Annotated in this window: 23 protein-coding genes; 19 read left to right on the top strand and 4 right to left on the bottom strand. The window is 61.6% G+C overall.

Annotated features, from left to right (window positions below; genetic code table 11):
- Window positions 1-77 precede the first annotated feature (77 nt).
- The 7 genes from ACN0SD_RS04520 to ACN0SD_RS04490 all read left to right on the top strand — a co-directional run bounded on the left by ACN0SD_RS04520 (window position 78) and on the right by ACN0SD_RS04490 (window position 5,998).
- Complete coding sequence (locus ACN0SD_RS04520; RefSeq protein WP_417807029.1) at window positions 78-443, top strand: SUF system Fe-S cluster assembly protein; 366 nt, start codon at window positions 78-80, stop codon at window positions 441-443.
- Window positions 444-620: 177 nt separating this feature from the next.
- Window positions 621-1,691: an alkene reductase gene (locus ACN0SD_RS04515; protein ID WP_417807028.1), complete on the top strand. Its 1,071-nt coding sequence runs from the start codon at window positions 621-623 to the stop codon at window positions 1,689-1,691.
- 104 nt (window positions 1,692-1,795) lie between these two features.
- Window positions 1,796-2,401: a MarR family transcriptional regulator gene (locus ACN0SD_RS04510; RefSeq protein ID WP_417807027.1), complete on the top strand. Its 606-nt coding sequence runs from the start codon at window positions 1,796-1,798 to the stop codon at window positions 2,399-2,401.
- Window positions 2,398-3,141 carry a DUF3307 domain-containing protein gene (locus tag ACN0SD_RS04505; RefSeq protein ID WP_417807026.1) on the top strand — a complete coding sequence of 248 codons (744 nt, stop codon included), beginning with the start codon at window positions 2,398-2,400 and terminating at the stop codon, window positions 3,139-3,141. Before ACN0SD_RS04510 ends, ACN0SD_RS04505 begins: the two co-directional genes overlap by 4 nt.
- Before the next feature lie 24 nt (window positions 3,142-3,165).
- Window positions 3,166-3,537, top strand: a complete 372-nt coding sequence (locus ACN0SD_RS04500) for a HesB/IscA family protein (protein ID WP_417807025.1) — start codon at window positions 3,166-3,168, stop codon at window positions 3,535-3,537.
- A 77-nt stretch (window positions 3,538-3,614) separates the two neighbouring features.
- Complete coding sequence (gene tpiA, locus ACN0SD_RS04495) at window positions 3,615-4,358, top strand: triose-phosphate isomerase (protein WP_417807024.1); 744 nt, start codon at window positions 3,615-3,617, stop codon at window positions 4,356-4,358.
- Between the two features lie 317 nt (window positions 4,359-4,675).
- Complete coding sequence (locus ACN0SD_RS04490; RefSeq protein ID WP_417807023.1) at window positions 4,676-5,998, top strand: DEAD/DEAH box helicase; 1,323 nt, start codon at window positions 4,676-4,678, stop codon at window positions 5,996-5,998.
- On the opposite strand, the gene ACN0SD_RS04485 is transcribed toward ACN0SD_RS04490, so the two are convergent.
- From ACN0SD_RS04485 to ACN0SD_RS04470, 4 genes are all read right to left on the bottom strand, one after another.
- Window positions 5,995-6,600 carry a DNA-3-methyladenine glycosylase I gene (locus tag ACN0SD_RS04485; protein ID WP_417807022.1) on the bottom strand — a complete coding sequence of 202 codons (606 nt, stop codon included), beginning with the start codon at window positions 6,598-6,600 and terminating at the stop codon, window positions 5,995-5,997. The genes ACN0SD_RS04490 and ACN0SD_RS04485 overlap by 4 nt on opposite strands.
- 135 nt (window positions 6,601-6,735) lie before the next feature.
- Window positions 6,736-7,236, bottom strand: coding sequence for a 30S ribosomal protein S9 (gene rpsI, locus ACN0SD_RS04480; RefSeq protein ID WP_417807021.1), 501 nt, complete (start codon window positions 7,234-7,236; stop codon window positions 6,736-6,738).
- Window positions 7,237-7,238: 2 nt separating this feature from the next.
- Complete coding sequence (gene rplM, locus ACN0SD_RS04475) at window positions 7,239-7,700, bottom strand: 50S ribosomal protein L13 (protein WP_038127018.1); 462 nt, start codon at window positions 7,698-7,700, stop codon at window positions 7,239-7,241.
- 177 nt (window positions 7,701-7,877) lie between these two features.
- Entirely contained in the window at window positions 7,878-8,297 is a 420-nt protein-coding gene (locus ACN0SD_RS04470; protein ID WP_417807020.1) for a PaaI family thioesterase, read from the bottom strand.
- A 58-nt stretch (window positions 8,298-8,355) separates the two neighbouring features.
- Between ACN0SD_RS04470 and ACN0SD_RS04465 the strand changes: the two genes are divergently transcribed.
- The 12 genes from ACN0SD_RS04465 (at window position 8,356) to ACN0SD_RS04410 (ending at window position 19,450) form a co-directional block, all read left to right on the top strand.
- Window positions 8,356-9,147: an enoyl-CoA hydratase gene (locus tag ACN0SD_RS04465; protein WP_417807019.1), complete on the top strand. Its 792-nt coding sequence runs from the start codon at window positions 8,356-8,358 to the stop codon at window positions 9,145-9,147.
- A gap of 180 nt (window positions 9,148-9,327) precedes the next feature.
- Window positions 9,328-9,639: a virulence factor gene (locus ACN0SD_RS04460; RefSeq protein ID WP_417807018.1), complete on the top strand. Its 312-nt coding sequence runs from the start codon at window positions 9,328-9,330 to the stop codon at window positions 9,637-9,639.
- Window positions 9,640-9,652: 13 nt separating this feature from the next.
- On the top strand, window positions 9,653-10,537 hold the full coding sequence (locus ACN0SD_RS04455) for a methylenetetrahydrofolate reductase (RefSeq protein ID WP_417807017.1): 885 nt from the start codon (window positions 9,653-9,655) through the stop codon (window positions 10,535-10,537).
- Window positions 10,534-11,517 carry a methyltetrahydrofolate cobalamin methyltransferase gene (locus tag ACN0SD_RS04450; RefSeq protein ID WP_417807016.1) on the top strand — a complete coding sequence of 328 codons (984 nt, stop codon included), beginning with the start codon at window positions 10,534-10,536 and terminating at the stop codon, window positions 11,515-11,517. Before ACN0SD_RS04455 ends, ACN0SD_RS04450 begins: the two co-directional genes overlap by 4 nt.
- 667 nt (window positions 11,518-12,184) lie before the next feature.
- Complete coding sequence (locus ACN0SD_RS04445; protein ID WP_417807015.1) at window positions 12,185-13,657, top strand: DUF2927 domain-containing protein; 1,473 nt, start codon at window positions 12,185-12,187, stop codon at window positions 13,655-13,657.
- A gap of 37 nt (window positions 13,658-13,694) precedes the next feature.
- Complete coding sequence (locus ACN0SD_RS04440) at window positions 13,695-13,862, top strand: hypothetical protein (protein WP_417807014.1); 168 nt, start codon at window positions 13,695-13,697, stop codon at window positions 13,860-13,862.
- Between the two features lie 11 nt (window positions 13,863-13,873).
- Window positions 13,874-15,055, top strand: a complete 1,182-nt coding sequence (locus ACN0SD_RS04435; RefSeq protein ID WP_417807013.1) for a vWA domain-containing protein — start codon at window positions 13,874-13,876, stop codon at window positions 15,053-15,055.
- Window positions 15,052-15,426, top strand: a complete 375-nt coding sequence (locus tag ACN0SD_RS04430; RefSeq protein ID WP_417807012.1) for a hypothetical protein — start codon at window positions 15,052-15,054, stop codon at window positions 15,424-15,426. The genes ACN0SD_RS04435 and ACN0SD_RS04430 overlap by 4 nt, the downstream gene beginning before the upstream one ends.
- Window positions 15,423-16,028, top strand: coding sequence for a DedA family protein (locus ACN0SD_RS04425; protein WP_417807011.1), 606 nt, complete (start codon window positions 15,423-15,425; stop codon window positions 16,026-16,028). The genes ACN0SD_RS04430 and ACN0SD_RS04425 overlap by 4 nt, the downstream gene beginning before the upstream one ends.
- A gap of 31 nt (window positions 16,029-16,059) precedes the next feature.
- Window positions 16,060-16,752: a M48 family metallopeptidase gene (locus tag ACN0SD_RS04420; RefSeq protein WP_417807010.1), complete on the top strand. Its 693-nt coding sequence runs from the start codon at window positions 16,060-16,062 to the stop codon at window positions 16,750-16,752.
- A gap of 56 nt (window positions 16,753-16,808) precedes the next feature.
- On the top strand, window positions 16,809-18,089 hold the full coding sequence (locus tag ACN0SD_RS04415; protein ID WP_417807009.1) for a hypothetical protein: 1,281 nt from the start codon (window positions 16,809-16,811) through the stop codon (window positions 18,087-18,089).
- Window positions 18,086-19,450, top strand: coding sequence for a cytochrome P450 (locus ACN0SD_RS04410; RefSeq protein ID WP_417807008.1), 1,365 nt, complete (start codon window positions 18,086-18,088; stop codon window positions 19,448-19,450). Before ACN0SD_RS04415 ends, ACN0SD_RS04410 begins: the two co-directional genes overlap by 4 nt.
- Window positions 19,451-19,481: the final 31 nt, after the last annotated feature.

Below are 19,481 nucleotides of genomic sequence, written 5' to 3'. Positions count from 1 at the left end.
GCGCGCGATCTCTTTACCCCGGCCATATAATCCCTATATAAACAGTCGAGATATCCGCGAGCCGCGAGAGAGACGCCATGACCGCAAATTCCCAAGAGCCCCTTGAGGGTACGCCGCTGATCAAGCCCTCAAGCACCGATCATCCGCTTTACGAGCAAGTGGTCGATGCGTGTCGCACCGTGTATGACCCGGAAATTCCGGTCAATATCTATGATCTAGGCTTGATTTACACGATCGAGATCAGCCCCGAAAACGACGCCAAGCTGATCATGACGCTGACCGCGCCGGGCTGTCCGGTGGCCGGTGAGATGCCCGGCTGGGTGCAAGATGCGGTCGCTTCTGTCGGGGGCTTGCGCGATGTCGATGTCGAGATGACCTTTGATCCGCAATGGGGCATGGACATGATGTCGGATGAGGCGCGTCTTGAGCTGGGCTTTATGTAAGCAGCCAAGAATTTAACGCCTGCGAGGGCGCGAAACGGGCGGGCGGGATGTGTTCCCGTGCCGCCCTTTGCATTTTTGCACAGCCCTCTCGCGCAGGGGCCGCCCTTGCCGCATGTGCTGCGCACCCCATGTCGATGGGGCAAGAGAGACCTCCCCACGCAAAGACAAAGGCGCTTTATGACTGATATGCTTTTCACCCCGACCACGCTTGGCCAGATCGAGATTGCCAACCGTTTCGTCATGGCCCCGCTGACGCGCAACCGCGCCCCTGACCTCGTGCCCACCGATCTGACGGTGCAGTATTACCGCCAGCGTGCCACTGCCGGGCTGATCATTTCCGAGGGCACGCAAATCTCGCCGATGGGTCAGGGCTATGCCTGGACGCCTGGCATTTATAACGACGAACAGGTTGCTGGCTGGCGCAAGGTCACCGATGCGGTGCATGCAGAGGGCGGCAAGATCGTCGCGCAGATCTGGCATGTCGGGCGGATTTCCGTGCCCCAACTGCTGGATGGGCGCGATCCGGTTGCGCCCTCGGCTATTGCAGCGGGGGCGAAAACCTTTGATGGCACCGGGTTTGTCGAAACGCCTGTGCCACACGCGCTTACGGTTGCGGAAATCGTCGCCACGCTTGAAGATTATCGCAACGCGGCGGAATGCGCTAAGCGCGCTGGCTTTGACGGGGTCGAGATTCACGCAGCCAACGGCTATCTGATCGACCAGTTCCTGCGCGATACGTCAAATACGCGCACCGACAGCTATGGTGGATCAATCGAGAACCGCACGCGGTTCCTGCGCGAGGTGGTTGAAACGGTCATTGGCGTGTGGGGACCGGGACGCGTGGGCATCCGCCTATCGCCGTGGTCGAATGCGAATAACGTCGGGATTTCCAGCGATACGCCCGAATTATTTGCCGCTGTGGTCGATTTCCTGAACACGCAGGATCTGGCCTTTGTCCATCTGATCGAGGGACAAACGGGCGGTCCGCGCGACTACCCCGAGGGCGCGATTGAGGCCCTGCGCACCCGCATTACCGCGCCCTATATCGCCAATAACGGCTATAGCCACGAGATGGCCGAGGCGGCGCTGGCCGATGGGGCTGCGGCGGTGGCCTTCGGGCGCTTGTTCATCGCCAATCCCGACCTGCCGCAGCGCTTTAAGGCGGGTGCCGATCTGAACCCGCTCGATGGCGATCATCTGTATGGTGGCGGGGCCGAGGGCTACACCGATTACCCCGCGCTGGCCTAAGATAGCGCTGATACGGCACGAAATGCAGGCTTTATAGCCTGCATTTTGCATTTTGCAGGCAAAAATACTTGCATTGTGCAATATGCAGGCTTTATAACCTGCATATGAGTCAGATAAGCGTCCTCACCGGTGACCTCGTCGCCTCGTCTCGCCTCTCTAGCCACGCGCTGGACGGGGCGCTTGACGCTGTGAAACAGGCCAGCGCCGATCTAAGCCCAGCCATTGGCGCAACCCGGTTTGCGCGCAACCGCGGCGATGGCTGGCAGATCGCACTGGGGATGCCACGTTTTCAGGCTCGCCTTCCGCTGATGATCCGCGCCCATCTGCGCGCGCTTGGCCCCCAGCTTTCGACCCGCATCGCGATTGCCCAAGGCGCGGGCAGCTTGCCTGCGGGGGACGATCTGAACGCCGCGCACGGCCCGGTTTTCACCGCCTCGGGGCAGTTGCTTGATACGCTTGAAGGGCCGCGCATCGCCTATGCGGGGGGCGGTGCGCTCGGCGCGGCGCTGCGCCTGTTTGACCACATCTCGCAGGGCTGGACGCAGGCGCAGGCGCGCGCCATGGTGCCGATGCTGCGCCTTGATCCGCCCACCCAGACCGCAGCCGCCGCCGAAATTGCAATCACCCGCCAATCGCTGGCTCAGGCCTTGCAAGGCGCGGGCTATGAGGCGATCCTTGAGGCGTTGCAGATGATCGAGGAGCGCGCATGATCGAAACCTTCACCGCCCTGATCTGCGCCCATATTCTGGCCGATTTTGTCTTGCAAAGCAACGAGATGGTCGCAGGCAAAGCGCGCCGTCATATGCCTACACTGGCCGCTCATCTAGCGATCTTGCTGGGCCTGAGCGCCTTGATGCTGCTGCAACTCTCTGGCGCTTTTCTGCTGGCCCTGATCCTTGTCGGGCTGAGCCACCTCCTGATCGACATCGCCAAAACCTTTGCCCCCAAAAACCGCGCACTGATGGCGTTTGTCGCGGATCAAGGCGCGCATCTGATCGCCACCGCCGCAATTGCCGCCGCCTTCCCTAGCCTGTTTGCCAACGCGCTTTGGGCGGGGCAAAGCTGGCTGCCCGGCACGCTGGCGCTGATCGCAGGCGCGATTGTGACGATCCGCGCGGGCGGTTTTGCGGTGGGTCTGCTGATGGCACGTTTCGATGACAACGCCCCGCCCGAGGGGCTCCCCGAAGGCGGTCGCCTGATTGGCCAGCTTGAACGCGGCGTAATCTTTCTACTGGTGCTGGCCGGTCAGCCCGGCGCTATCGGCTTTCTGATCGCCGCCAAGTCGATCCTGCGCTTTGAGGCAATCTCGAAAGACGGCGCAAATCCCAAAAGCGAATATGTGATCATCGGCACGCTGGCCTCGTTTGGCTGGGCGCTCGCGGGATCTTATGCCACGCTTGCGTTGATGACTCACCTTGCCCCCCTTGGAATTCTGCCGCCCGCGAACTAGATTTGACAGATAAGGAGAGCCGCCATGTTTAACGTCCCCGGACAAGACCCTGTGACCATGACCGACGCAGCCGTCGCGCAGATCGCCAAGCTGATGGCGCGCGAAGACGCGGCTGGTTTTCGCATCGGCGTCAAAAAAGGCGGCTGCGCAGGCATGGAATATACGATGGAAATCGCCGCCGAGGCCGGCCCGATGGATATCGTCGTGGAAAACGGTCCCGCGCGCGTATTGATCGCCCCGATGGCGCAGATGTTCATGCTGGGCACCGAGATTGATTACGAAACCGGGCTACTCGAAAGCGGTTTCAAGTTTCGCAATCCCAATGTGGTCGATGCCTGCGGCTGCGGCGAGTCAATCAAATTCGCCGATATGGACGCTGCAGACGCCAAGGCGTAAGGCTGCGCGTTTTTGCCCTTTGCGCTGCCCCGCGCCCTGCCCTAATCTGCCCGCACAATCATTGAGGGAGAGAGCGCATGCGCACGAAACTGGCCGCTGGCAATTGGAAAATGAACGGGCTGAAGGCGGATCTGGCCGAGGTTGAGGCTTTGGTCGCCGCACATCCCTCGCCGCTTTGTGACGTGCTGCTCTGCCCGCCCGCGACGTTGATTGCCGCGATGGCGCAGGTGGCGGGTGCAAGTCTGGATGTGGGCGCGCAGGATTGCCACATGAACAGCACGGGCGCGCATACCGGCGATATCTCGGCGGCGATGATTGCCGATGCCGGGGGTAGCCACGCGATTGTCGGCCATTCGGAACGCCGCGCTGATCACCACGAAAGCGATGTGATGGTGCGCGCCAAGGCCGAGGCCGCGATTGAGGGCGGTTTGATCGCCGTGATCTGCGTTGGCGAGACCGAAAGCCAGCGCGACGGCGGTGAAACCCTGACGATCATTGGCAACCAGCTCAAAGGCTCGCTGCCCGATCATGCGACTGCCGCCAATACCGTCGTTGCCTACGAACCGGTCTGGGCGATTGGCACTGGGCGCACGCCGACGCTGGAGCAGATTGCGGAAGTGCATGATTTCATGCGCAACGCCTTGGTGAAACGTTTTGGTTCTGAGGGCGACGGAATGCGGCTGCTGTATGGCGGCTCGGTCAAACCCTCCAATGCCACCGAGATTTTCGCGGTCTCCAATGTCGATGGCGCGCTGGTGGGAGGGGCCTCGCTCAAGGCCGCTGATTTCGGCGCGATAATCGCCGCGCTGGACGCTGCTTGATCCGCCTCCGCGCGGTATCCGCTTTCACGCGATACCGCGCGGGCCCGATCTTTGCGCGATACCGCGCAGGGGCTTGACTTTGTGTTCAAACTCCCCCATTTGGACGTCAATGGTTGCTGCGCTGCCGCGTGAGTAAGCCTGCGCCCCTCCCTTAAGGCGCATCAGCAACCGCCAAACTTCCGTTCCCCATCACGCAGGGTTCTCAAGGCAAACGGCAAAACGCGCCGCGCGTCACCAACCCTGTTGCCCGCCTCCCGCTAGATCGGAACGTGCAGCACATTGCGCGCGCCATACCGGTTCGCGCCAAAGGAATTATTTTGTCCGACTTTACCTCTCTCGGCCTTGCGCCGACCCTGATCGAAGCCCTCACCCGCGCTGGCCTCACCCACCCCACCCCGATTCAACAGCGCGCGATCCCGCTCGCTCTGGCTGGGCGCGACGTGATGGGTCTGGCCCAAACCGGCACTGGCAAAACGCTGGCCTTCGGCCTGCCGCTGATCGACCAACTGCTGGCAGACCCCGGCAAGCCCGCTCCGAAAACAGTCAAGGCGCTGATCCTTGCCCCCACCCGCGAACTGGTCAACCAGATCGCAGACCACCTCAAAAAGCTAACTGATGGCTCCAAGGTCAAAGTTGCAACCGTCGTGGGCGGCCAGTCGATCAACCGCCAGATCGGGCTGATGCATCGCGGCAATGACATTCTGGTCGCAACCCCCGGCCGCCTGATCGATTTGATGGATCGCCGCGCGGTGGATCTGTCGACCGTGCGCTATCTGGTGCTGGATGAGGCCGACCAGATGCTGGATATGGGCTTTATCCACGCGCTGCGCCGGATTGCGCCGAAACTGGGCACGCCGCGCCAGACCATGCTATTTTCGGCCACGATGCCCAAGCAAATGGATGAACTCTCGCGCGCCTATCTGGTCAACCCCGAGCGCGTGCAAGTCACCCCGCCCGGCAAAGCTGCCGACAAGGTCACGCAATCGGTCCATTACCTTGATGGCAAGGCCGCGAAAGGCAACAAGCTGCGCGACATTCTGTCGGCTGATCTCAAAGCGCTGACGCTGGTATTTTCACGCACCAAACATGGCGCGGAAAAGCTGATGAAGGGGCTGGTCGCTGATGGCTATAACGCCGCTTCGATCCATGGCAACAAATCGCAAGGTCAGCGCGATCGCGCGATCAAGGCGTTCCGCGATGGCTCGATCAATGTGCTGGTGGCCACCGATGTGGCAGCCCGCGGGATCGACATTCCCGGCGTGTCTTACGTAATCAACTTCGACCTGCCCGAGGTGCCTGACGCCTATGTTCACCGGATCGGGCGCACCGCGCGTGCGGGTCGTGAGGGTGAGGCGATGTCGTTCTGCACGCCCGAAGATGTGGACCTGTTGGTGCAGATCGAAAAGCTGATGAAGATCGAGATCCCGACGGCTTCGGGCGAGCGTCCCAACGCGGTCAACCGCCCCTCGACGCGCAACCAGCGCGGCAAATCGGCGGGTAAAGCCAGCGGCGGACGTCGCGGCAATGGTGGCAATGGCGGCGGCCAGAAATTCGGCGCGCCCAAAGCCAACCATGGCGCCCCCGCAGGCGCAAACGGTCAGGGCAAACGCCGCCGTCCGCGCCGCACCAACGCGGCCTAAGGGCGAATGAATACCGCGCGGGCAGCCTCTGCCCGCGCGTGATGACCACACCCCGGCATGTGGTCATTGACCATCCCCATCGCCTGCATAAAGGCGTAAACGGTTGTCGGACCAACAAATTTCCAACCATCCTTGCGCAACGCCTTGGACAGCGCCTCTGAGGCAGGTGTCTTGGGGGGCACATCGCCCGGTGCATGTTCGGAGTGATCGGGTGCGAAAGACCAGATCCATTTGGCAAGCGAACCTTCGCGCGCCACCACGTCTTGCGCGCGCGCCGCATTGTTGATCACCGCTTCGATCTTGCCGCGATGGCGCACGATGCCCGCATCCCCGAGCAGACGCAGCACCTCCGCCTCGGTGTAGCGCGCGACGGTGTTGAAATCGAACCCGTCAAAGGCCGCGCGGAAATTCTCGCGCTTGGCAAGGATCGTGCGCCAGCTCAACCCCGCCTGAAACCCCTCAAGACACAGCTTTTCAAACAGCCGGATATCGTCGCTGACTGGATAACCCCACTCATCGTCGTGATAGCTGATATAGGGCGCCCAGCCCTCACACCAGAAACAACGATCTTGCCCATCCGGCCCGGTAAATACGCGCGACATATGCCCCCCTGCTTTGCCCTGTCAGGTTAGCGAACCATAGCCCCGCTGGCCAGCAGCGCCGCTTGTTTCTTCAGTTCACACAACACAAAAGCGCCCCCGAATGGAGGCGCTTTTGGAAAGATATTGGCTGAAGGATCAGCGCTTGGAGAACTGGAAGCTACGACGCGCTTTGCGCTTACCGTATTTCTTACGTTCCACCACACGGCTATCGCGCGTCAGGAAGCCTGCGGCTTTCAACGCAGCGCGCAAGCTGGGTTCGTACAGTTGCAGCGCTTTCGAGATGCCGTGCTTGACCGCACCAGCTTGACCCGACAGGCCACCACCGGCGACGGTGGCATACACGTCAAACTCACCGCGAACATTGGCCACATCGAAGGGCTGGTTCACGATCAGCTGCAGCACGGGGCGTGCGAAATAGACCGGCATCTCTTTGCCGTTCACTTCGATCTTGCCCGTACCCGGCTTGATCCAGACGCGGGCGACCGCATCTTTACGCTTGCCGGTTGCATACGCCCGGCCCAGCGCATCGCGCACGGGCTCACGGGGGGCGGCGGTTTCGGTGTCGGACGCCATTGCAGCGTCAGAGCCGGACACGACCGATTTCAGGTCGTCGAGAGTCTTGATATCGTCAGACATGATCAGCTCCGGGTGTTCTTTTTGTTCATCGACTTAACGTCGAGAACTTCAGGCTGTTGCGCTTCATGCGGATGATCGGTGCCAGCGTAAACACGCAGGTTCGACATTTGCGCACTGCCCAGACGGTTGCGCGAAATCATGCGCTCCACGGCTTTGATCACCACGCGCTCGGGATGCGCGCCTTCAAGGATCTGACGCGCGGTGCGCGATTTGATCCCGCCGGGGTGACCAGTGTGCCAGTAGTAGGTTTTGTCTTCGCGCTTGCGACCCGTCATCTGTACCTTATCGGCGTTGATGATGATCACATTGTCGCCCATATCCATGTGCGGCGTAAAGGTGGCTTTGTGCTTGCCACGCAGACGCATTGCGACGATCGAGGCGAGACGGCCCAGCACGACGCCTTCAGCGTCGATGATGACCCATTTCTTTTCGATCTCCGCGGGTTTTGCGGTGTAGGTTTTCATTTTTAACGGCCCTTGTAGGGGTTTCTCGAATTCTGATGGCGGCTTTTCGGCGATTTTGGCGCACTTATCAAGCCCCTTTAGCGGAATTTACATATGCAAAAACAATACGTTATGAAATAGGTATTAAAATACCCCACTTATTTCCCACTATAGCCACGCACAATGCTGCCTCCGGCCTCACTTCGGCGGAATCGAATAGGTCATGGAGGCGCGCGCCACGGGGCGATCATCGCCATCCGAAAAGATCAGCGCCTCGCCCACCGCCAGCACGCGCCCGAGCTTTAATATCCGCACCCGCGCGACCAGATCGACGCCCGCGACCGGCTTGCGCATAAAATCGATGCTGGCATTGGTTGTCACCGCCAGCGCCACCGGGCCCAGCCGCGCGAGGATCGCCATATAGATGCCGACATCGGCCAGCGCAAAGATGTTGGGCCCCGAGACCGTGCCTCCAGGTCGCAGGTGCCGCTCGGCCACGCAAAGCCGCACCACCGACTCCTCCTCGCCCAGCGCGTCAATCGCGAAATCGCCCTTCACCTGCGGAAATGCCTGCTCCAAAAACGCTGCCAGTTCCATGCGATCCATCACAAGGCCCATGCTCTCTTCCCTCTCTCCCGTTGCCGCCCTAGAGTTTGCCCAAAGAGGAGGAGTTTCAATGACCGATCTTGTAATCCGTGAGGATAAAGGCGCTGTGGCGCATCTGACGATGAACGCGCCGGGCAGTTTGAATGCGCTGTCGGATGCGATGTTAGCGGCGCTGAAAGCGCGCTTTGGCGAACTGGCCAGCGACGAGAGCATCAAGGTCGTGGTGCTCAAGGGGGCGGGCAAGGCGTTTTGCGCAGGCCATGATCTTAAGGAAATGCAGCGCGGGCGCGAGAGCGCCGATCATGGCCGCGCCTATTTCGCCGATCTGTTCTTTCGCTGCGCCGAGGTGATGCAGATGATCCCCACCCTGCCCCAACCGGTGATCGCGCAGGCCCATGGCATCGCCACCGCTGCCGGGTGCCAGTTGGTCGCAAGCTGCGATCTGGCCGTGGCAGCCGAGGGTACGCGCTTTGGCGTGAACGGCGTCAACATCGGGCTGTTCTGCTCCACGCCGATGGTGGCGCTGTCGCGCAACGTGCCACGCAAAGTGGCGTTTGAGATGCTCACCACCGGCGAGTTCATCGATACAGCGCGCGCGCGCGAGGTTGGGCTGATCAACCGCATCGCGCCGCATGACGCGCTCGACGCTGAAACCGACAAGCTGGCGGAAACCTTGGCGGCGAAACTGGGCGCAGCGGTGAAAATCGGAAAACGCGCGTTTTACGATCAGACCAATATGGACCTTGCGCAGGCCTATGAACACACCGCCGCCGTGATGGTGGAAAACATGCTCTGGCGCGACACCGAGGAGGGCCTGCAAGCCTTCATCGAAAAACGCAAACCCGACTGGGCTGAAAGCTAAGTGCGCAATTGAGCGCTGCTCATCATCTTCCCGCGGATTTTTCCAGTCTCAGACAGTGGCCTCAAGGCCACGCGAACTGCTAGACAGACCCTGCGCGTCGGTCCTTTGCGACGGAATGTCGAAATCGCACCGCGTGCAGGCGCAAAACCTGCGCACACTTGGGCATAGGAGAGAGTCGATATGGCACAGATCACCCTTGTTTATTGGCGCGACATCCCGGCCCAGATCATTGCGGGCAAGGGACGGCGCGGGGTCAAAAAGCCCCTGCCCGAGCGTTTTGAACAGGCGATTGACCGCGCGGCGATGAAAATCGGGGCGCGCGATAGCGACAGCTATCTGGCCGAATGGCGCAAAGTGGCTGCGGGTGAGGAACCGGGCGATGATGCGGATGCGGCCGAGGCGGTGCTGGCGCGTATTCTCTCAGACTATGACGACGCGCGCTTGCGTGAGTTGATTGCCAATGACGGGTGGACCACTCCACCCGCGCCCTGAGGGAGAGATGCGAATGGCCTTGGTAAATTTCCGCCGTGAGGTGCCGCGCCAGCCGGTGAATGCCCAGATGGCGGCATTGCTGGAGGGCGCCTCGATTGAGGTGATGCCGCGCACGGCCGCCAAGGTCGAGAGCTTTCGCGATCTGCTGCGTCCCGGCAGCCGCGTTTATATTGCCCACATCGAGGGTACACCGTTTGACGAGATGCTCACCACCGCGCGCCGCCTGCGCGATGAGGGGTTCGAACCGATGCCCCATTTCCCCGCCCGCATCATGCGCGACGCCGCGCAGTTGCGTGATTGGGTCGCGCGTTACACGGGGGAGGCGGGCGTCAATCAGGCGCTGATCCTCGGCGGTGGCGTCAAGCAACCGGTGGGCGATTTCCACTGCGCGATGCAGCTGATCGAGAGCGGCGCGTTTGACGGGTTCAAACGCCTGCACGTTGCGGGCCACCCCGAGGGCAACCGCGATATCGACCCCGCAGGTGGCGAGGCCGAGGTGATGGCCGCGCTGCGTCTGAAACAGGATTTCGCCAATCGCTCCGATGCCGAAATGGCGATCGCCACGCAATTCGCGTTCGAGGCCGGCCCGATCCGCGACTGGGCGGCGCGGCTGTCCGCTAATGGCATCACCATGCCGATCCATCTGGGCATCGCAGGCCCCGCCAAGCTGCAAACGCTGGTGAAGTTCGCCATTGCCTGCGGCGTCGGACCGTCGCTAAAAGTGCTGCAAAAGCGCGCCCGCGACGTGACCAAGCTGCTGCTGCCCTTTGAACCCACCGAATTGCTGGCCGATCTGGCCGCCAACCGCCCCACCAATATAGAATCCGTGCATTTCTTTCCGCTGGGCGGTATCACCGCCTCAGCCAACTGGATTGCCCAACAACGAGGCCATGAATGACCCGCACCGTCCTTGAATCGAAATCCAAGACCGTCACCATCGGTTTTGACGAGCCCTTCTGCGTGATCGGTGAGCGGATCAACCCCACGGGGCGCAAAAAGCTTGCCGCTGAATTGGAGCTGGACGATTTCTCGACGGTTGAACGTGACGCGCTGGAACAGGTCGCCTGCGGGGCCTCGGTGCTCGATATCAACTCGGGCGCGGTGTTCACCAACCGCATGGCGAAAGACCCGCGCTACGCCGATAACAACTTTGTCGAACCGCCCTTGATGCGTGAACTCTGCCTGCGGGTTCAGGCACTGGTCGATGTGCCGCTGTGCATCGACAGCTCGGTTCCCGCAGCACTCAAGGCCGGGCTTGAGGCCTGCGAGGGCCGCCCGCTGGTCAATTCCGTAACGGGCGAGGAAGAGCGCCTTGAAACCGTGCTGCCGTTGATTGCGAAATATAACGTGCCGGTGGTGGCAATTTCCAACGACGACACGGGGATTTCCGACGATCCCGAGGTGCGCTTTGCGGTGGCGAAAAAGATCGTCCAGCGCGCGGCTGATTTCGGCATCAAGCCTTGCGACATCGTGGTCGATCCGCTGGTGATGCCGATTGGCGCCAAGGCCACGGCGGGGCGTCAGGTGTTTGAACTGGTGGCCAAGCTGCGCGATGAGTTGGGCGTGAACACGACTTGCGGGGCGTCCAACATCTCGTTCGGGCTGCCCGGTCGTCACGGCATCAACGCCGCGTTTTTGCCGATGGCGATTGGCGCGGGTATGACCAGTGCCATTATGAACCCGGTGCGTCCGGCGGAAATGGAGGCCATTCGCGCCGCCAACCTGCTGATGAATCATGATGATAACGGCGCTGACTGGATCCGCTTTGCGCGCATTCTTGAGGCCATGAAAGACGGCGCGAGTTTGGCCGAAGCCTCGGCGGCCGCCGGTGCCAGCACGCGTGGCGGGCGCTCGGGGCGTCGTCGCGCGCGCGTCTGAACAACGGGCGCGCCGCAAGGCGCGCCGTTTTGTCGATACTCAGCCCCGCTGACTTTTCCGATCTGAGCGCGCGGTGACGCGCCTTGCACCGCTGCCCAAACTGTCGGGTTGCGAGGTCTAGGCCCCTGTCACCACGATCAATGCTCAGTTGGGTGCGGCGACTTTTGGCGCTTCCCCCCCGGCGCAGCCGCTTCGCAAGTCACCTTGCGCGCGTTGCAATCGGCCCTGCTATGCCTTGGCGCGGGTGACATTCTCGGGTGAGCGCGCGGCAATGTTGCCAGATTGCGACCAATCCTGCCGCATTTCGCGGTGTCTCGCGCGCCTACGCCCCCCAGATTACCGCGCTGAACTGCCTGAATAAGCGAAATCTCACGGCGAACTCTTTTTTGCGTGAAAAACTTCGTTTCGATTTGCGCAACAGTCTGTTTCCGAATCCCCGGTTTTAATCACGGCGATTCGCGATTCCGTGACGGCTGCGTTTCCAGATCAGGGCCAATCGCGGGATCGAGCGCTGAATGCGGCAACAATAAGGCGTGTGTCGGGCGGGGGCTGGACACTATATCTGGGAGTGCCACAAAAAATTCCGATTGCAGAGCAAAGATTTACTAGGAGAACTTAATGTAATCTGCCTAGTCTGGGCACTCAAAACCTGGGAAGGCGCACTGCCATGCGCGATACTTGTCTGCCGTCCGCGGCGGGCTTTGCGGCTGCCACCGCAAAGCCCGCCCGGCCCCGCCATGCTGCCAAGCGGTCGGGAAAAATTTTGTCTGTGCTTAGCGGTTTCGTGATCGCGAGTTCGCTCTCTGCGTGTATGCAGAGCGAGCCCGAAGTGACGGCTGCGCGCGCCTCGACTGCGACGATTGATCTGCCGCTGGCCGATCCGGTTCCGGGCCTGTCTGATCCGGTCCCCCGCGCCGCCCTGCCCGACAATACCCATCTGGGCCGCGATTTCATGGAGCTAAGCTTTTATCTCGAATCCGGGCGCGCCTTGCCGCGCTTTACCCGGTTCGAAGGCCCCGTTTCGATCACGCTGTCGGGCAATGCGCCGCCCGTAGCCAGAACCGAGCTTGGCCGTCTCGTCAGCCGCTTGCAGCGCGAAGCCGGGCTGAACGTCACGACACAACCGGGAAATGCCAACACGATCAACGTGCAATTCGTGCCCAAGGCCACAATGCGCAGCGCGGTGCCCAATGTCGCCTGTTTCGTGGTGCCCAATGTCACCGACTGGGCCGATTACCGCTCTGCGCGCGGCACAGCGCGCACCGATTGGGCACAGCTTAATGTGCGCCGCGCCGCAACCGTCTTCATTCCCGAACCTGCAACGCCGCAAGAGATCCGCGATTGCCTGCATGAGGAAATCAGCCAAGGCTTGGGGCCGGTCAACGACCTGTATCGTCTGCCCGACACGGTCTGGAATGACGACAATTTCCACACAGTGCTAACGCGCTTTGACATGGCCGTGCTGCGCGCGACCTATGACCCTGCGTTGCATTCCGGCATGAGCCGCCCCGAGGTGCTTGCCGCCCTGCCCGGTGTGTTGGCGCGCACCAATCCTCGCGGCGGCCAAATGCGCGGCTTGCGCGAAGATCCAACGCCGCGCAGCTACGTTAAGGCGATCACCCGCGCGCTTGGGGCGTCCTCAAACGAACGCGGTCGGCGCGCTGCCGCCATGCAAGCGACACAAATTGCGGCCGCTCAGGGCTGGAACGATAGTCGCGCGGCATTCGCATGGTTTGCGCTCGGGCGGCTCAGCCTGAAAACCGATCCGCAATTGGCGATCCGTGCCTTTATGAAAGCCGGCGCCATTTATCGCCGTACCCCCGGCGCAGGCATTCAGGCCGCCCATGTCGACATGCAAATGGGGGCCTTTGCGCTGGCTTCGGGGCGCGCGCAAGATGCGATCCAGCTGGTGAACCGTTCGCTCTTGCCCGCGATCTCGGGGGAGAATGCCGCACTGATGGCGACGCTTTATATGATCCGCGCCGAGGGCTACGATCAGCTTGGCAATGCCAGCCAGTCGCGCCAAGCTCGTCTCGACATGGCGCAATGGGCGCGCTATGGGTTTGGATCTGACGCGGCCGTCAAGCGCCGTGCAAGCGAAGTGGCCGCGCTGGCCGATGCGGGCGCGCGCGTGAACTGATCCGGGCCCTGCCCGGTCGATGCCGGGGAGGGCGCGGATGTATGTTTTGGCGGGGATCGTGATTGGCGCGATCTTGGGCGATTGGCGCGCACGCAAGCGCGGTGGCAACGGGCTGGACCGGGCGCAATATGCGGCTGTGCATGCGATTGCACTGGCGCTGGTCGGGATCTTTATCACGATCGTCATCAACCGCGTCTGGGCCTGAGGGCGCAGGCGATGTTTCTCCCCTTCTTTCAGGCTCTGCGCAGCGCTGGCATCCCCGTATCCTTGCGCGAATATCTCAGTTTTCTTGAGGGGTTATCGGCGGGTCTTTGCACTTACGAGATTGAGGAATTCTACTATTTCGCGCGCTGCACGATGGTCAAGGACGAGCGCTTTCTCGACCGTTTTGATCGCGCCTTTTCCACCGCCTTCAAGGGGCTAGAGGCGATCACACCCGATGATGTCCTGAACGCCGTCGATCTGCCCGAAGACTGGCTTCGCCGCGAGTTGGAAAAGCATCTCAGCCCCGAGGAAAAGGCCCAAATCGAGGCTTTGGGTGGCTTTGAGGCGCTGATGGAGACGCTCAAAAAGCGCCTTGAGGAGCAAAAGGGACGCCATCAGGGCGGCAGCAAATGGATTGGCACCGGGGGCACCTCGCCCTTTGGGGCCTATGGCTATAACCCCGAAGGCGTGCGGATCGGGCAGAGTGAAAGCCGCCATCAGCGCGCCGTGAAAGTCTGGGATAAACGCGAGTTTCGCGATTTCGACGAAAGCGTCGAGCTGGGCACGCGCAACATCAAGCTGGCGCTCAAACGGTTGCGGCAATGGGCGCGTCACGGGGCCGAGGACGAACTCGATCTGCCCGGCACGATCCGCGCCAGTGCCGAGGCTGGCTATATCGACGTCAAAACCCGCCCCGAGCGGCGCAATGCGGTGAAAGTCGTGCTGTTTCTGGATGTTGGCGGGTCGATGGATGCGCATGTAAAGCTGGTTGAAGAGCTATTTTCCGCCGCGCGCGCCGAGTTCAAACACCTCGAGCACTGGTATTTCCATAACTGTCTATATGAGGGCGTGTGGAAATCCAATGCGCGGCGCTGGGGAGAGGTGACGCCCACATGGGACGTACTGCATCGCTACGGACCTGATTACAAATGCATTTTCGTGGGCGATGCGTCGATGTCGCCCTATGAGATCACCCATCGCGGCGGCGCCAATGAGCATTGGAATGACGAGGCGGGCCATGTCTGGCTGGAACGCGCACGCGAGCAATGGCCCGATCACTCATGGCTCAACCCACTGCCCGAGGCGCAATGGGATTACACGCAATCCATCGCGCTTATTCGCGACATTTTCGCCAACCGGATTCACCCGCTCACGCTTGAGGGCATCACGGCGGCCATGAAGGAGCTGGGATGAACACGCTGCGCTATCTTTGGGCGCATAACCGGATTGCCTCGATCGGGTTCGCGGTGGCGCTGATCGCGGCGCTCTTCTTTTCCGTCACTTTCGTGCGGCGCGCGATCTACTGGTCCGACCCCGCCCATCACCGCCAGATACCCGAACCTTGGATGACGCCGGGTTATATTGCGCAAAGCTGGCACCTGCCGATCCCCGAGGTCGAGGCAATCTTGCGCATCGAAAACCCCCGCGCAATCGTAGGCTCTGGCCGCCCGACCCTTGATCGCATCGCCAAAGCCACCGACCAATCCGTTGAAACGCTTCTTGACCGCCTTGCCGCCGGATTGCCCGACGCGGTGGCGGAGCAACCACCGGGCCCGCCGCGATGACACTCAGCGATCTAAGCGATTGGCTACTATCGCTTATTCCGATCTACGGGCCTTGGCTGCTGGGGATCACCACCTTTCTAAGCTGCCTTGCCATCCCCGTGCCCTCGTCGCTGATGATGATCGCCAGCGGCGCGTTTGTGGCCTCGGGGGATCTCTCGCTGCTCACCGTTACAAGTGCGGCCTATGGGGGCGCGGTTTTGGGCGATCAGGTGGGGTTTTCGCTGGGCCAGCGCGCCGAACGCTTTCTGCCCCATCCCAACAGCAAACGCGGCGCGCTGGTCGCCAAAGCGATGGCGGGCTTACGCAAACGCGGCGCGGTGACGGTGTTTTTCTCGCGCTGGCTGTTTTCTGCGCTGGGGCCTTGGGTGAACTTGGCCGCCGGGGCGTCGGGGTTCCGGCGTCGCCGCTTTACGCTGGCCGATCTGGCCGGAGAGGCCGTTTGGGTCACGCTTTATGTCGGGCTTGGCATCATCTTTGGCGCAAATCTGGATGCGGCAGCCGAGCTTGCGGGCAACGCGTTGGGGCTGATGGCGGCCGGCGCGGCGGCGCTGGGATTTGGCTGGTGGCTGTGGAACGCCGCGCGCGCCGCGCCCAAAGCTTGATCACGCGGGCGCGAGACGCCATATCTAACCCATGATCCGCTTTCTCCCCCTCTTGCTGCTTGCGCTTTACGGCTTTGCAATGTGGCATTTCTCAAGCTGGCAACTCAAACGCCAGCTTGATGCCAATTCACGCCGCTTGCGCGACACACGGCTTGCACCGCTGCTGGATCGGCTGGCCGCGGCACTTGAGGTCGCCGAGGTGCCCGTGCATGTCTATCAGGTCGAGCCGGTAAACGGCTTGGCCGCGCCCGATGGGCGGGTGTTCATCACCGAGGGTTTCATGGCGAAATACCGCGCCGGAGAGGTCACGGCAGAAGAGCTGACCTCGGTTGTCGCGCATGAGTTGGGCCACGTCGCACTGGGGCATTCGCGCCGCCGGATGATTGATTTTTCAGGCCAAAACGCGCTGCGTGCAGTGTTGATGACGGTGCTGGGGCGGATGATCCCGTTTTTGGGCGTCTGGATCGCGAACCTGATCACGACGGCCTTGGCCGCGCGCCTGAGCCAGCGCGACGAGTTCGAGGCCGATGAATTTGCCTCGGCCCTCTTGATCAAGGCGGGCATCGGAACGCAGCCGCAAATCTCGCTGTTTCACAAGCTCGACGCGCTGACCCAAGGCGCGGGCGCTGCCACCCCCGCGTGGTTGCTGACCCATCCCAAGACCCATAAACGCATCGCCGCGATTGAGACAAATTCCGCGCGCTGGATGGATGCAAAACGCTGAATTTCCTTACTTTCGCCGCGCTTGCCCGCTAATCTTGCGCCAAGATGAGGGCAGACATGCAAGATCACGGCTCCGATCGGGTGCGCAAACGCCGGGTGTTCTACATCCCCGGCTATGACCCGATTCACCCTCGCCGCTACCGTGAACTTTACCGAAAAGAGGGCGCAGATCAGGCCGCGATTTCGGGCTATGAGATTGCGCTGTCGCCCAAGACATCCGGCGGCCCCTATGGCTGGCATGTGAACTCGACGCAAGATGGCGCAGCGGTCGAGGCCGATATCGAGGTGCTCGTCTGGTCCGATATCGTGCGCAACTCGATGGGGAAATCTATAGTTGCGACCTACGCTCAGTTGGTGCGCACCGCCGCCACCTATATCTTTTCGGGCGCGCTATTCGGGCTGATGCGGCTACGCAAGGGACCGGTGATTGCAGCACTCTATCCGATCTTCGCGCTGATCCTGCAGGCGCTGATCGGCATTGGGATAGGGTTAGCTTTATCCGCTATCTTTCTGCGATTAATCCCTTTCTTTACACTCAATTGGGTTCTTTGCCTCGCCCTCACCGCCGCGACCCTCGCGCTCACCCTGCGCTGGTTTCGCAAACATGACGGCAAGTTTTTCGCCTATTATCTGATGCATGACTACGCCTTCACTGCGCGTTGGGGTGGGTCCAACCCGCCCGAGCTTGAAACCCGAATGGCCGAGTTTGCCAACCGCATTGAACGGGCCATGTCCGAAGATTGGGACGAGGTTCTGGTCGTCGGGCATAGCTCGGGCGCGCATCTTGCTGTCTCAATCCTCGCCGATCTGATCCGCGAAAATCGCCTTCCTCCTTCCTCTTGGCAGAAATATCCCGGGGAAGAATTGGCCGCAGGCCAAGGGGGGGCAGCGCCCCCCACTCTGTCCTTCCTGTCGCTCGGTCAGGTCGTGCCGATGGTCAGCTACCTGCCCCGCGCCACACGCCTGCGCGCTGATCTCGCCTATCTCGCCACCCGCCCCGAGATTTTCTGGCTTGACGTCACAGCCCCCGGCGATGGCTGTGCATTCGCGCTATGTGATCCGGTGGCGGTGTCGGGCGTGGCACCTGCGGGGCAAATCCACCCGCTGGTGATCTCGGCGGCGTTCACGCAAACGCTGTCTACGGCGCGGTGGCGCGAGCTGCGTTGGCGCTTTTTTCGACTGCATTTTCAATATCTTTGTGCCTTTGATCGGGTGGGCGAATACGACTATTTTCGCATCACCGCCGGGCCGCATACGTTAGCCGCGCGCTTTGCCGGGCGCGCTGCGTCGAAAAGCGTCATTACAACGCCCGCAAACCGCTTTACCAACATCACATGAGCCAGCCGCCCAAACCCACGCCCCGCCCTGATCGCGTCTCGCTTTGGCGCTACTTCCGGCTGTTCAAATCCGACATTCTCTCGGCCCAGCCAGCGCGGCTATATCGCGCGTGGATGGCTGAATTCCGCACGCCGTTTTTTCGCTCGTATATGTGCAATGATCCCGAATTAGTCGATCTTGTGCTCAAAAAGCGCCCGATGGATTTTCCGAAATCCGACCGCGTGCGCGAGGGGCTGAAACCGCTTTTGCGCGATAGCGTGTTCATCACCAATGGCGAGCAATGGCTGCGTCAACGCCGCATTATCGACCCCGCGTTTGAGGGCGGCAAGCTGCGCGAGACCTTCCCAGCGATGTGGGATGCCGGGGTAGCCTGCGTGGATCGTCTGCGCGCGAATACCGGCGCGCAACCAATTGATATTGAAACGGAAACATCGCACGCGGCTGCCGATATCATCTTTCGCACGCTGTTTTCGATCCCGATTGAGGACGAAACCGCGAGCGCGGTTTTTGCCGAGTTCAAATCCCATCAGCGCGCCTCGCCGGTGATTAATCTGGGCGCGCTGCTGCCGCTGCCGCGCTGGTTTCCGCGCTTTCATTCGCGCCAAGCCAAACGCACCGCACGCCGCATCCGCGCGCTGATCGAAAGCCTGACGACGCAGCGCGCCGCAGAGATCGCGCAAGGCTCTGCGCCCGACGATCTGGCCACCAAAATCATGACCACGCCCGACCCAGAAACGGGTAAGACTTTTGATACGGCGGAGATGGTGGATCAGGTCGCGATCTTTTTCCTTGCCGGGCATGAAACCTCGGCGTCGGCGCTGGCGTGGTCGCTGTATTTGCTGGCCACGAACCCCGATTGGCAAGACCGGATCGCGGCCGAGGCGGAAACGGTTATGGGCGATGAAATCCCATACTTTTCAATCCTCAACAAGCTAAAGCTCAGCCGCGCGGCATTTCGCGAAGCAATGCGGCTTTACCCGCCCGTGCCGATGTTCGTGCGCGAGGCAAAATGCCCAGAGACCTTTCGTAACCGCCCTGTCAAAGCAGGCTCGCAAGTGGTGATCAGCCCATGGCATCTGCACCGCCACGAACGGATCTGGGATAATCCCGACGGCTTTGATCCCGCGCGCTGGGACACGCCCAACGGCAAGGACGGGCAGCGTTGCGCCTATATCCCGTTCTCGACCGGCGCGCGTGCCTGCCCCGGCGCGGGGTTCGCGATGGCCGAGGGGCCGCTGTTGCTGTCGATGATCATGCGCGCGTTTCGCATTGCCCCCGTCTCTGGTCGCGAACCGGTGCCTGTCGCGCATCTGACCGTGCGCGGGCGTGATGGGGTCTGGTTGAGACTGACGCCGCGTTAGCCATGAAGAAGGCGGCGCGCAAAACGCTGGC

Source organism: Thioclava sp. (genome assembly GCF_048263065.1).
Lineage (GTDB): Bacteria > Pseudomonadota > Alphaproteobacteria > Rhodobacterales > Rhodobacteraceae > Thioclava.
The sequence above is the reverse complement of the archived record's forward strand: the minus strand, read 5'-3'. Positions and strand labels throughout refer to the sequence as shown.